Raw genomic sequence first — 10,485 nt, 5'->3', positions numbered from 1 at the left:
TGAATTCAATGCAGTTGAAAAGCATCAGGAGGGTCCCCGCTAAAACGATGCAGCCGTTAATCATGAGGACCCCTCCCTAATCTTGGTGAATAAGAATGCCGCTAGCCTTCGCCAACCAGTATAGGTGCTTGCATGGGACAGTCTTTTGCACATACGCCGCAGGTGGTGCAGGCGTTGTGATCTACGGTGGGAGCGGCGAATCCTTCTTGATGAAGAGCGTTGGCGGGGCAGACACCGATGCTGGGGTAGGGGTGGTTTTGCGGGCAGCGCCCGATAAGTACTTTCAACCACACTTGTGCTCCTACTTGTGCCCACACTTGTGCCTACACTTGCCCCCACTTGTGCGCAACTTGTGTGCGTTCAGGATGTATAAATACACTCTTGATCGGTAGCCTAGATCAGTTTATAATTCTCGGTTGCGTCTGGTTGGTTATGGATACACCCGGACGCGTGGCAACCGGAGTCGAGCGTACCAGGCCTCCCTTGGGCGCATATCGGCAATCGGGAACCCACAAAGCGACGAAGGATCTTTGGGGTACGGAGAGGCGTGCGAGCAAAGATCCGCAGAGAGGACAGACATGGGAGTTAAGCAGTACAAGCCGACAAGCCCGGGTCGCCGTTTCCAAACGGTTTCGGACTTTGCCGAAATCACGACGGACAAGCCGGAGAAATCCCTGCTTGCGCCGTTGTCGAACAAGGCCGGCCGCAACAACAACGGCCGTATCACGACGCGCCACCAGGGCGGCGGCAACAAGCGCCGCTACCGCATCATCGACTTCAAGCGCCAGAAAGACGGCGTGCCCGCCAAGGTTGCCACGATCGAGTACGATCCCAACCGCTCGGCCCGCATCGCCCTTCTGCATTACGTCGACGGCGAGAAGCGCTACATCCTGCACCCGAAGGGCCTGCGCGTAGGCGATCTGGTCATGAGCGGTGCCGAGGCCGACATCAAGCCGGGCAACGCGCTTCCGTTGGCAAACATCCCCGTTGGCACGCTCATCCACGCGGTCGAGCTGCAGCCGGGCAAGGGCGCGGCCATCGCCCGTTCCGCCGGCACCAGCATTCAGCTCATGGGCAAGGAAGGCGACTACGCCATCCTGCGCATGCCGTCTTCCGAGATGCGTCGCGTGCTTGTCACATGCCGCGCCACGGTGGGCGAGGTTGGCAACTCCGAGCATGCCAACATCAAAGTGGGCAAGGCCGGTCGTAACCGCTGGAAGGGCATCCGCCCCAGCGTTCGCGGTACGGTTATGAACCCGGTCGACCACCCGCACGGCGGCGGCGAGGGCAGGAACAAGTCCGCTGGTCGTCACCCGGTCACCCCGTGGGGCGTGCCCACCAAGGGCCATCGCACCCGCAATAAGAAGAAGGCTTCGAGCCGCCTGATCATCCGCCGTCGCAAGAAGTAGCGCGAGCACGATAAGGAGTAATAGTGAGTAGAAGTTTGAAGAAGGGTCCTTTCGTCGAACCGCGCCTTCTCGATCGCATCGAGGCGATGAACGCGGCAGGCGAGAAGAACGTCATCAAGACCTGGTCGCGTTCCAGCACCATCTTCCCGGACATGGTGGGCCACACCATTGCCGTGCATGATGGCCGCAAGCACGTGCCGGTATACGTTACGGAATCCATGGTCGGCCACAAACTGGGCGAATTTGCCCCGACCCGCACGTTCAAGGGTCACTCCGCCGACAAGGGCAAGCGATAAGAAGGGGTGTGAACAATGGAATCTAAAGCAATAGCACGCTACGTCCGCGTTTCGCCCCGTAAGGCGCGCATCGTCGTCGACCTGGTTCGCGGCAAGTCCGTTATCCAGGCTCGCGAGATCCTCGCATTCACGGACCGCGCCATCGCCGAAGACGTCCTCAAGACGTTGAACTCTGCTGTGGCCAACGCCGAGCATCAGCATCATGTGCGCCCGGAATCGCTCATCGTGAAGACCGCCTTCGTCGACGAGGGCCCCACGTTGAAGCGCATCCGTCCGCGCGCCAAGGGCTCTGCGTCGCGCATCCGCAAGCGCACGAGCCACATCACGATCATCGTTGCACCGCGAGAGGAGGCATAAGCCGTATGGGTCAGAAAGTAAGCCCCACCGGGTTCCGCCTTGGCATCACCGAAGAATGGCGCAGCCGCTGGTACGCCGGCAAAGACTATGCCAAGAACCTGGAAAACGACTTGGCCATCAGGACGTTTTTGGACAAGTACCTTGCCCGTGCCGCTGTCTCCAAAGTTGAGATCGAGCGCGCCGGTGACAAGATCAAGGTCATCGTGACGACAGCCCGTCCGGGTATCGTCATTGGCAAGAAGGGTGCCGAGATCGACACCCTGCGCAAGAAGCTTGAGAAGGTCGCCAACGGCCCGGTGTCCATTGAGGTCATCGAAGTCAAGCGTCCCGAACTGGATGCCAACCTTATCGCGCAGTCCGTGGCCGAGCAGCTGGTTGGCCGCGTGGCCTTCCGCCGTGCCATGCGCAAGGCGGTTCAGTCCGCCCGCAAGAGCGGTGCCCAGGGCATCCGCATCCAGTGCTCCGGTCGCCTCGGCGGCGCGGAGATGAGCCGTCGCGAGTGGTATCGCGAAGGCCGCGTGCCGCTGCATACGCTGCGCGCTAAGATCGATCACGGTTTCGCCACTGCTGCCACGACGATGGGTTCTGTCGGCGTGCAGGTGTGGGTGTATCACGGCGAAGTGCTCCCCGGCCAGAAGGCTCCGCAGCCGGCGCTTGAGGGCAGCTCCCGTCCGAACCGTTCCCGTCGCAACGACCGTAACGAGAGGGGGGCGAAGTAAATGCTCGTACCTAAGCGCGTTAAGCACCGCAAGGTGCAGCGTGGCTCCATGAAGGGCAAGGCCAAAGGTGGCACTCGGCTGAATCACGGCGAGTGGGGTATCCAGGCGCTTGAGGCCCATTGGATCACGAACCGCCAGATCGAGGCCGCCCGTATTGCCATGACCCGTCATATGAAGCGTGGCGGCAAGGTGTGGATCACGATCTTCCCCGACAAGCCTATCACGCAGAAGCCGGCTGAAACCCGCATGGGTTCCGGTAAGGGCAACCCCGAGGCTTGGGTAGCTGTCGTGAAGCCCGGCCGCATCATGTTCGAGATCGCCGGCGTCGACGAGGAGACCGCGAAAGAAGCACTCCGTCTCGCCGTCAACAAGTTGCCCATCAAGTGCAAGATTGTTTCTAAGGAAACGGAAGGGCAGGAGTAAATGAAAGCAGCAGAGATCCGTGAGCTTTCTGCCGATGATTTGCAGGCGAAACTCAAAGAAGCTCGCGCGGAGCTTTTCAATCTGCGCTTCCAGATGGCCACGAGTCAGCTCGACAACACCGCCCGCGTGGGTCAGGTCAAGAAGGAAATTGCCCGCATTCAGACCGAGATGCGTGCTCGCGAGCTGAACGCCTAAGCGCGGAAAGGTAAGGTTGAGTATACTAATGAGTGAAGATCGTAACTCTCGCAAGGTCCGCCAGGGCGTCGTGGTGAGCGCTGTTAACGACAAGACATGCGTCGTGCAGGTGAAGGAGCGCAAGCCCCACCCGGTGTACGGCAAGATGATGACGTCCACCAAGAAGCTCCATGCCCACGACGAGGAGAATGCTGCCGGCGTCGGCGACACGGTGCGTATCATGGAGTGCCGCCCGCTGTCCAAGATGAAGCGCTGGCGCTTGACCGAGATCGTGGAAAAGGCCAAATAGCCTGCGTGTTCGCATGCATGCTCGAACGAGGAAAGTTAGGTTATAGCAATGATTCAGATGCAAACCATGCTCGCGGTGGCCGATAACTCCGGTGGTCGCAAGGTGCAGTGCATCAAGGTCCTCGGCGGCTCCAAGCGCCGTTATGCGGGCCTTGGTGATGTGATCATCTGCAGCGTGAAGGAAGCGGCACCGAACGCCAATGTTAAAAAGGGCGAAGTGGTGCGATGCGTTGTCGTGCGCGTGAAGAAGGAAGTTCGTCGCGCCGACGGCAGCTACATCAAGTTCGACCAGAACGCCTGCGTGCTGATCAACAACGACGGCGCTCCGCGCGGCACCCGTATCTTCGGGCCGGTCGCTCGCGAGCTCCGCGACAAGAAGTACATGAAGATCGTGTCTTTGGCACCGGAAACGCTGTAAGGGAGGTGTGCGTATTATGAATGGTATGAATATCAAAAAGGGCGACAAGGTCAAGGTCCTGTCCGGCAAGGACAAGGGCAAAGAGGGCGTCGTGCTGCGCGCGCTTCCGCAGAAGGAACGCGTGGTGGTGGAGAAGGTCAACATCATCAAAAAGGCCATGCGCCCCACCCAGCAAAACCCTCAGGGCGGTATCTCCACGGTGGAGGCGCCGATCCATGTGTCCAACGTTATGCTGGTGTGCCCTGAGTGCAAACAGGCCACCCGCGTCGGCCACAAGCGCGACGAGGACGGCAAGAAGGTCCGTGTCTGCAAGAAGTGCGGCAAGGATATCAAGTAGTTTTGTTCCGTCGGCCTTGCGGCCGACGGAACTCGTAGTAATATGACCCCTGTTGCTTTTTGGCGGCAAGGGACGCAGGGTCGGAAATCTTGCGTTTAATTCATCGAAAGGAACGTACATGGCTCCTCGCTTGAAAGAGAAGTACCAGACCGAGATCGTGCCGAAGCTCGAGGCCGATCTGGGTACCAAAAACATCAACCAGGTTCCGCGTGTCGAGAAGATCGTCGTGAACATGGGCGTGGGTGCCGCTGCCGCCGACTCGAAGCTGCTTGATGCCGCTGTCGCCGACATGCGCACCATCACTGGTCAGCAGCCCTGCATCACGCGTGCCCGCAAGTCCATCGCCGGGTTCCACCTGCGCGAGGGTCAGGCCATCGGCTGCAAGGTCACGCTGCGTGGCGACCGCATGTGGGAGTTCATGGACCGCCTTCTTGCGACGGCGCTCCCTCGCGTGCGCGACTTCCGCGGCATCTCGCCGAAGAGTTTCGACGGTCGTGGTAACTACACGTTCGGCATTACGGAGCAGCTGATCTTCCCGGAGATCGACTACGACAAGATCGACCGTACGCGCGGCATGGACATCACCGTCGTGACGACTGCCGGCAACAATGACGATGCCCACGCGCTGCTTACCGCGCTCGGCTTCCCGTTCAAGGATAAGTAGTCCGTATGCCCGTTCTGTTTGAACTTGTACCCGCACCCTTGTGCGGGTCGAGGATAGGAAAGAAGGATTTGCATGGCTAAGAAATCGATGATCGCCAAGGCGAAGCGCGAGCCGAAGTTCTCGACGCGTCAGCACAATCGCTGCACGCGCTGTGGACGCCCCCGCGCCTTTTACCGCAAGTTCGGTCTGTGCCGCGTGTGCTTGCGCGAACTGGCCAACAAAGGCGAACTGCCCGGCGTGACCAAGTCTTCGTGGTAAATCGCTAAGACTGAAGCGCGCTCAAGGGTGTGCCTGCGTAGAAGGCGGAGGCGTTATGGGCGCCGACGAACCGTACGTGCGGCTCATCACGGACCAAAGGAGAAACACCATGACCATGACCGACCCCATTGCAGATATGCTTACGCGCGTGCGTAATGCAAACTCTGCCGGCAAGCAGACGGTTTCCATGCCGTCCAGCAAGAAGCTTGTCGAGATAGCCCGCATTATGCAGGAAGAGGGCTATATCCAGCGCTATGACGTCGTTGAGGGCGAGCCTCGCGCGTCGCTGGAGATCGTGCTCAAGTACGGCGAGAAGAAAGCCAAGACCATCCGCGGCATCAAGCGCATCTCGAAGCCCGGCCTGCGTATCTACGCTGGCAAGGACGAGCTGCCTCGCGTGCTGGGCGGCCTCGGCACCGCAATTATCTCTACGAGCCTCGGCGTGATGACCGATCGCGACGCCCGCAAAAAGGGCGTTGGCGGCGAGGTCATCGCCTACGTCTGGTAGGAAAGGGAGGGAATAAGATATGTCTCGTATCGGCAAACAGCCCATCACCGTTCCTGCCGGCGTCGATGTGACCATCGACGGCACCACGGTGACGGTAAAGGGCCCGAAGGGTGAGCTCACCCGCAGCTTCCCTGAAATCATGATCATCAAGCGCGAGGGTGACGACATCCTCGTCGAGCGTCCGGACGATACCCGCGAGGCCAAGGCCTATCACGGACTCGTGCGCACGCTTATCGCAAATATGGTCGAGGGCACCTCGACAGGCTTCAAGAAGAAGCTCCAGCTCGTGGGTGTCGGCTATCGTGCCGCGCTCAAGGGCTCGGATCTCGAGATGCAGCTCGGCTTTTCTCACCCGGTCCTCGTTGAGGCGCCGGAGAGCATTACGTTTGAGGTCCCGAGCCAGACCGAGATCATCGTCTCCGGCCCGAGCAAAGAGCAGGTCGGACAGGTGGCGGCGAACATTCGCAAGTGGCGCAAGCCTGAGCCTTACAAGGGCAAGGGCATACGCTACGAAGGCGAGCAGGTTCGTCGTAAGCTGGGCAAGGCCGCCAAGGGCGACTAGGCTAAGAGCCCACGTCACGGTTTGAGATCGAAGGGATTATCATGGACAAGCTTCAAAAGAAACAAGCCGGGTTGGCTCGCCGCCATCGCCGCGTACGCGGTAAGATTTCCGGAACGCCGGCCCGTCCCCGTCTGTGCGTCACGCGCAGCAACAGCAATATGTACGTTCAGCTCGTGGACGACGTTGCGCATACCACCGTGTGTGCCGTCTCCACGCTTGGCCCTGACTTCAAGGCCACCGGCAAGAACGGTGCGACCGTCGAGGGTGCCATCGCTTTGGGCGAGATCGTCGGTAAGAAGGCGCAGGATGCCGGTGTCGCCGAGGTCGTATTCGACCGTGGCGGACACCTGTATCACGGGCGTGTGCAGGCTTTAGCCGATGCCGCCCGTGAAGCCGGCCTGAAATTCTAGAAGGGGTTATAACTTATGGCTCGTAACAAACAGCAAAACGACGCCGGGGTTCCCGAGCTTCAGGAGCGCGTCGTCTACATCAACCGCGTGTCTAAGGTTGTCAAGGGTGGTCGCCGCTTCGCGCTGACCGCGCTGGTGGTCGTCGGCGACGGCAACGGCCGCGTGGGCGTGGGCATGGGCAAGTCCCAGGAAGTGCCCATTGCCATCAAGAAGGGCGTCGAGGACGCGAAGAAGAACATGTTCACGGTGCCGCTGACGGCTGAGAAGACGCTGCCGCATGAGATCATGGGCATCTTCGGTGCCGGTCGCGTGCTCATCAAGCCGGCAACGCCCGGTACCGGTGTTATCGCTGGCGGCCCGGTGCGCGCGGTCATGGAGCTTGCTGGCGTGACCGACGTGCTCACGAAGTCGCTTGGCACCAACAACGCCATGAACATCGTGAAGGCTGCTGCCGAGGGTCTCAAAAACATGGAGAGCCCCGAGCAGGTTGCCGCCCGTCGTGATATGTCGGTGGCGAAGATCTATGGCTGGAAGGAGCGGAAGTAATGTCTGACGCAAAGAAGACGCTGCGCCTCACCCAGGTGAAAAGCCCTATCGGCTACAAGTCCGATCAGGGCGCCACGTTGAAGGCCTTGGGACTGGGCAAGATCAACCGCTCGGTTGACCAGGTGGACAACGAGTGCGTCCGCGGTATGGTCTTCAAGGTGAAGCACCTTGTGAAGGTCGAAGAAATCTAGTATTCGTCTAAGATGCATGCGCCGCCTTCGGGTGGCGCATGCTATCATAGTCGATCGGTAATCATCGCCGCCTTGAGCGGCGTGAGGGCGTTTTCGCACAGGGCGAAGACGCTTTTAGGAAGTTAGCTGGCGGCGAGCTGCCAGCACGGGTCTGGATGACCCGCATGCGACTTAGAAGGAGTCATATCATGGAGTTGAAGGATCTCAAACCGGCTGAAGGTTCCACCAAGGCCCGTAAGCGCGTTGGTCGTGGCAACGGTTCTGGTACCGGCAAGACTTCCGGTCGCGGTATGAACGGACAAGGGTCTCGCGCTGGCGGTACCAAGGGCGCCGGTTTCGAAGGCGGCCAGACCCCGCTTGCCCGTCGTCTGCCTAAGCTGCCCGGCTTCAAGAACATCAACCATGTCGAGTATCTGCCGGTGAACGTGAGCCGTCTGGACGAGAAATTCGAAGCTGGCGAGGTGGTTGATGGCGAGAGCCTGAAGGCCAAGGGCATCATCAAGCATGCCGACGCGTTGGTAAAGGTGCTTGGCGACGGCGAGATCACCAAGGCCCTCACGATCAAAGTCGATAAGGTGTCTGCTTCGGCTCAGGCGAAAATCGAAGCAGCCGGAGGAAAGGTCGAAGAGCCTTGCTAAGCTCTCTCATTGACGCATTCAAGGTACCGGAGCTGCGCAAGAAGATATTCTTCACGCTGGCTATCCTTGCGCTGTACCGCCTTGGCGCGTATATTCCGGTGCCCGGCATTCCTTTTAAGGCGTTCGCTGACTCGTTTACGGACGCCGGTGTATCCATGACTATGCTCGACTTGTTCACGGGTGGTGCTCTCTCGCACTTCTCCGTGTTCTCGTTGGGCATCATGCCCTATATCACGGCTTCTATCATCATGCAGCTCATGCAGGGCGTTATTCCTGCGGTGGGTCGCTGGGCGAAGGAAGGCGATACGGGCCGTAAGAAGATTACGCAGGTTACGCGTTACCTGACGTTGGGCTTGGGCCTGATCAATGCGGTGGGTTACCTGTTCCTGTTCAAGTCTCCGGCGTACGGCGTCGTGTTCAGCTCTGTTGTTCCCGAGATCATGACCGACATCATCGTCGTGTTCACGCTGGTGGCCGGTACGGCGTTCATCATGTGGATGGGCGAGTTGATCACGCAGCGCGGTATCGGCAACGGCATGTCGCTTATCATCTTCGTGAGCATCGTGTCGCGTGTGCCGAGCGCTATCTTCTCGTCGGTGAACTTGCAGGCTGATATAGGCATGGGCATCGCTGTCACGGCGCTGATCGTTCTGGTCGTGCTGGCATGCATCCCGGCGATCATCTTTGTGGAGCGTGCGCAGCGCCGCATTCCGGTGAACTACGCCAAGCGCGTGCAGGGGCGCAAGATGATGGGCGGGCAGTCTACGTACATCCCCTTGAAGGTGAATGCTGCAGGCGTTATACCCATCATCTTTGCCAGCTGCCTGATCTATTTCCCGGCGCAGATCGCGGCTCTGTTCAACATCGACTGGCTCACAAATGTGGCCAACGCGATGTCGGCGGGCTGGATCAACTGGATACTCACGGTGTTGCTGATTGTGTTCTTTGCGTACTTCTACACGTCGATGGTGTTCAACCCGGATGAGACGGCCGACAACCTGCGTAAGCAAGGCGGCTTCATCCCCGGTGTGCGACCTGGTTCGGCGACGGTGACGTACATCAAGAACGTGCTGCATCGCGTGACCTTGCCGGGCGGCATCTTCATCGCTGCCATTGCGGTTGTTCCATCCATCATCTTCTTCTTTACCGGCAATACGCTTATCCAGGCACTCGGCGGCACTTCGATCCTTATCATGATCGGCGTGGCCCTCGATACCATGAGCAAGGTGGAAAGTCAGTTGAAGATGCATAACTACGACGGGTTCTTTAAGTAGAGTCGGCGTAAAGCGCACTGGTCGTGTGTCAGAAGAATATTGCTTACAGGAGGGTTCCGGTTTCGGGGCCCTCCTGTTGTTTTGGCAGGCTGGCGTTGTGGCGGCGCGGTTCAGTTCGCCGTGGGGCGCGGTGCGGATCGGCGCGGCGCCGTGCATGGTCGGAGATCGATGGGGAGAGAGAGGGAGGGGTCGGCGCGGCGTTTCTTTGAAATATCTCCCGATGCGCGCTGCGTTTGCTACAATACAGGGCATTGATTGCACGTCGGAAGGAAAACTCATCATGAACATCGTGTTGTTGGGGGCGCCGGGTGCCGGTAAAGGCACGCAGGCGGCCAAGCTGGTCGAGGAGTTCGGCACGCCGCACATCTCGACGGGCGACATGCTGCGTGCGGCCGTCAAGGCTGGTACGCCGCTTGGCAAGAAGGCCAAGTCCTACATGGATGCCGGCGACCTCGTACCCGACGATGTTATCATCGGCCTGGTGACGGAGCGCTTGCAGGAACCCGATACGGAAAAAGGCTTTATCTTGGACGGCTTCCCGCGCACGTCTGCTCAAGCGGTTGCGCTTGATGCCGAACTCTCGAAGGTGGGTCGTCCGCTCGATGCGGCGTTGCTGGTCGACGTGGATCCGGAGGTCATTGTCAAGCGCCTGACCTCGCGCCGCATGTGCCGCGATTGCAACTACATCGGCTCTGCTGCCGATGAGACCTGCCCGAAGTGCGGAGGTGAGATGTACCAGCGCGACGACGACAACGAGGCGACCGTGCGCAACCGCCTTGACGTATACGAGCGGTCCACGTCGCCGCTGATCGACTATTACCGCGGATGCGACCTGCTGGTGTCCATCGATGGCGACCGCGATCCGAATGAGGTCTACGCCGACGTGAAGAAGGCTCTCGAGTTGTAGGTCGCAAGGACTGAAAGTTTCAAGAACGGATGGACGCCTTGTTCGTCCGTTCTTCTTTTCTGGCTGCACAGTCGGGGGGCATGCC

The 10,485-nt window shown here is 59.6% G+C and carries 20 protein-coding genes; 19 read left to right on the top strand and 1 reads right to left on the bottom strand.

Annotation, left to right across the window (positions count from 1 at the left end; genetic code table 11):
• Nucleotides 1-101: 101 nt before the first annotated feature.
• Nucleotides 102-293: a 4Fe-4S binding protein gene (locus RR842_RS02920; RefSeq protein ID WP_332728943.1), complete on the bottom strand. Its 192-nt coding sequence runs from the start codon at nt 291-293 to the stop codon at nt 102-104.
• Between the two features lie 285 nt (nt 294-578).
• On the opposite strand from RR842_RS02920, the gene rplB reads away from it, so the two are divergent.
• The 19 genes from rplB to RR842_RS02825 all read left to right on the top strand — a co-directional run bounded on the left by rplB (nt 579) and on the right by RR842_RS02825 (nt 10,400).
• Nucleotides 579-1,409, top strand: a complete 831-nt coding sequence (rplB, locus tag RR842_RS02915; protein ID WP_332511646.1) for a 50S ribosomal protein L2 — start codon at nt 579-581, stop codon at nt 1,407-1,409.
• 23 nt (nt 1,410-1,432) lie between these two features.
• Nucleotides 1,433-1,705 carry a 30S ribosomal protein S19 gene (rpsS, locus tag RR842_RS02910; RefSeq protein ID WP_332511644.1) on the top strand — a complete coding sequence of 91 codons (273 nt, stop codon included), beginning with the start codon at nt 1,433-1,435 and terminating at the stop codon, nt 1,703-1,705.
• Nucleotides 1,706-1,720: 15 nt separating this feature from the next.
• A complete protein-coding gene (gene rplV / locus RR842_RS02905; RefSeq protein WP_332511642.1) occupies nt 1,721-2,062 on the top strand; it encodes a 50S ribosomal protein L22 in 342 nt (113 codons plus the stop codon).
• A gap of 5 nt (nt 2,063-2,067) precedes the next feature.
• Nucleotides 2,068-2,781: a 30S ribosomal protein S3 gene (rpsC, locus tag RR842_RS02900; RefSeq protein ID WP_332511641.1), complete on the top strand. Its 714-nt coding sequence runs from the start codon at nt 2,068-2,070 to the stop codon at nt 2,779-2,781.
• Entirely contained in the window at nt 2,782-3,204 is a 423-nt protein-coding gene (gene rplP / locus RR842_RS02895; protein ID WP_332511640.1) for a 50S ribosomal protein L16, read from the top strand.
• Nucleotides 3,205-3,399: a 50S ribosomal protein L29 gene (gene rpmC / locus RR842_RS02890; RefSeq protein WP_283832289.1), complete on the top strand. Its 195-nt coding sequence runs from the start codon at nt 3,205-3,207 to the stop codon at nt 3,397-3,399. It abuts the gene before it with no gap.
• Between the two features lie 28 nt (nt 3,400-3,427).
• The gene (gene rpsQ / locus RR842_RS02885) at nt 3,428-3,688 is read left to right on the top strand and encodes a 30S ribosomal protein S17 (RefSeq protein WP_332511639.1); all 261 of its coding nucleotides are present in this window, start codon (nt 3,428-3,430) and stop codon (nt 3,686-3,688) included.
• 48 nt (nt 3,689-3,736) lie between these two features.
• A complete protein-coding gene (rplN, locus tag RR842_RS02880; RefSeq protein WP_332511638.1) occupies nt 3,737-4,105 on the top strand; it encodes a 50S ribosomal protein L14 in 369 nt (122 codons plus the stop codon).
• A 25-nt stretch (nt 4,106-4,130) separates the two neighbouring features.
• Nucleotides 4,131-4,442 (top strand): 50S ribosomal protein L24, encoded by a 312-nt coding sequence (rplX, locus tag RR842_RS02875; protein ID WP_332511664.1) that lies wholly within the window; start codon nt 4,131-4,133, stop codon nt 4,440-4,442.
• Nucleotides 4,443-4,560: 118 nt separating this feature from the next.
• A complete protein-coding gene (rplE, locus tag RR842_RS02870; RefSeq protein WP_332511637.1) occupies nt 4,561-5,106 on the top strand; it encodes a 50S ribosomal protein L5 in 546 nt (181 codons plus the stop codon).
• 72 nt (nt 5,107-5,178) lie between these two features.
• Complete coding sequence (locus tag RR842_RS02865) at nt 5,179-5,364, top strand: type Z 30S ribosomal protein S14 (RefSeq protein ID WP_332511636.1); 186 nt, start codon at nt 5,179-5,181, stop codon at nt 5,362-5,364.
• Nucleotides 5,365-5,473: 109 nt separating this feature from the next.
• Nucleotides 5,474-5,872: a 30S ribosomal protein S8 gene (gene rpsH, locus RR842_RS02860; RefSeq protein WP_332511663.1), complete on the top strand. Its 399-nt coding sequence runs from the start codon at nt 5,474-5,476 to the stop codon at nt 5,870-5,872.
• A gap of 19 nt (nt 5,873-5,891) precedes the next feature.
• Complete coding sequence (rplF, locus tag RR842_RS02855; RefSeq protein ID WP_332511635.1) at nt 5,892-6,434, top strand: 50S ribosomal protein L6; 543 nt, start codon at nt 5,892-5,894, stop codon at nt 6,432-6,434.
• 41 nt (nt 6,435-6,475) lie between these two features.
• Nucleotides 6,476-6,844, top strand: coding sequence for a 50S ribosomal protein L18 (rplR, locus tag RR842_RS02850; RefSeq protein ID WP_332511634.1), 369 nt, complete (start codon nt 6,476-6,478; stop codon nt 6,842-6,844).
• A gap of 15 nt (nt 6,845-6,859) precedes the next feature.
• A complete protein-coding gene (gene rpsE, locus RR842_RS02845) occupies nt 6,860-7,390 on the top strand; it encodes a 30S ribosomal protein S5 (protein WP_332511633.1) in 531 nt (176 codons plus the stop codon).
• Nucleotides 7,390-7,581: a 50S ribosomal protein L30 gene (gene rpmD, locus RR842_RS02840; protein ID WP_332511632.1), complete on the top strand. Its 192-nt coding sequence runs from the start codon at nt 7,390-7,392 to the stop codon at nt 7,579-7,581. Before rpsE ends, rpmD begins: the two co-directional genes overlap by 1 nt.
• Nucleotides 7,582-7,769: 188 nt before the next feature.
• Entirely contained in the window at nt 7,770-8,219 is a 450-nt protein-coding gene (gene rplO / locus RR842_RS02835; RefSeq protein WP_332511631.1) for a 50S ribosomal protein L15, read from the top strand.
• Nucleotides 8,213-9,493 carry a preprotein translocase subunit SecY gene (gene secY / locus RR842_RS02830; protein ID WP_332511630.1) on the top strand — a complete coding sequence of 427 codons (1,281 nt, stop codon included), beginning with the start codon at nt 8,213-8,215 and terminating at the stop codon, nt 9,491-9,493. Before rplO ends, secY begins: the two co-directional genes overlap by 7 nt.
• Before the next feature lie 280 nt (nt 9,494-9,773).
• The gene (locus RR842_RS02825; RefSeq protein ID WP_332511629.1) at nt 9,774-10,400 is read left to right on the top strand and encodes an adenylate kinase; all 627 of its coding nucleotides are present in this window, start codon (nt 9,774-9,776) and stop codon (nt 10,398-10,400) included.
• The last annotated feature ends 85 nt before the right edge of the window (nt 10,401-10,485 follow it).

Origin of the sequence: Gordonibacter sp. (assembly GCF_036667095.1) — a bacterium.
GTDB lineage: Bacteria > Actinomycetota > Coriobacteriia > Coriobacteriales > Eggerthellaceae > Gordonibacter.
The sequence above is the reverse complement of the archived record's forward strand: the minus strand, read 5'-3'. Positions and strand labels throughout refer to the sequence as shown.

What these genes read in the sequence shown, in the direction of transcription:
- rplB (WP_332511646.1), top strand. Translation starts at nt 579, where the DNA reads ATGGGAGTTAAGCAGTACAAGCCGACAAGCCCGGGTCGCCGTTTCCAA.
- rplV (WP_332511642.1), top strand. Translation starts at nt 1,721, where the DNA reads ATGGAATCTAAAGCAATAGCACGCTACGTCCGCGTTTCGCCCCGTAAG.
- rpsC (WP_332511641.1), top strand. Translation starts at nt 2,068, where the DNA reads ATGGGTCAGAAAGTAAGCCCCACCGGGTTCCGCCTTGGCATCACCGAA.
- rplP (WP_332511640.1), top strand. Translation starts at nt 2,782, where the DNA reads ATGCTCGTACCTAAGCGCGTTAAGCACCGCAAGGTGCAGCGTGGCTCC.
- rpmC (WP_283832289.1), top strand. Translation starts at nt 3,205, where the DNA reads ATGAAAGCAGCAGAGATCCGTGAGCTTTCTGCCGATGATTTGCAGGCG.
- rpsQ (WP_332511639.1), top strand. Translation starts at nt 3,428, where the DNA reads ATGAGTGAAGATCGTAACTCTCGCAAGGTCCGCCAGGGCGTCGTGGTG.
- rplN (WP_332511638.1), top strand. Translation starts at nt 3,737, where the DNA reads ATGATTCAGATGCAAACCATGCTCGCGGTGGCCGATAACTCCGGTGGT.
- rplX (WP_332511664.1), top strand. Translation starts at nt 4,131, where the DNA reads ATGAATATCAAAAAGGGCGACAAGGTCAAGGTCCTGTCCGGCAAGGAC.
- rplE (WP_332511637.1), top strand. Translation starts at nt 4,561, where the DNA reads ATGGCTCCTCGCTTGAAAGAGAAGTACCAGACCGAGATCGTGCCGAAG.
- RR842_RS02865 (WP_332511636.1), top strand. Translation starts at nt 5,179, where the DNA reads ATGGCTAAGAAATCGATGATCGCCAAGGCGAAGCGCGAGCCGAAGTTC.
- rpsH (WP_332511663.1), top strand. Translation starts at nt 5,474, where the DNA reads ATGACCATGACCGACCCCATTGCAGATATGCTTACGCGCGTGCGTAAT.
- rplF (WP_332511635.1), top strand. Translation starts at nt 5,892, where the DNA reads ATGTCTCGTATCGGCAAACAGCCCATCACCGTTCCTGCCGGCGTCGAT.
- rplR (WP_332511634.1), top strand. Translation starts at nt 6,476, where the DNA reads ATGGACAAGCTTCAAAAGAAACAAGCCGGGTTGGCTCGCCGCCATCGC.
- rpsE (WP_332511633.1), top strand. Translation starts at nt 6,860, where the DNA reads ATGGCTCGTAACAAACAGCAAAACGACGCCGGGGTTCCCGAGCTTCAG.
- rpmD (WP_332511632.1), top strand. Translation starts at nt 7,390, where the DNA reads ATGTCTGACGCAAAGAAGACGCTGCGCCTCACCCAGGTGAAAAGCCCT.
- rplO (WP_332511631.1), top strand. Translation starts at nt 7,770, where the DNA reads ATGGAGTTGAAGGATCTCAAACCGGCTGAAGGTTCCACCAAGGCCCGT.
- RR842_RS02825 (WP_332511629.1), top strand. Translation starts at nt 9,774, where the DNA reads ATGAACATCGTGTTGTTGGGGGCGCCGGGTGCCGGTAAAGGCACGCAG.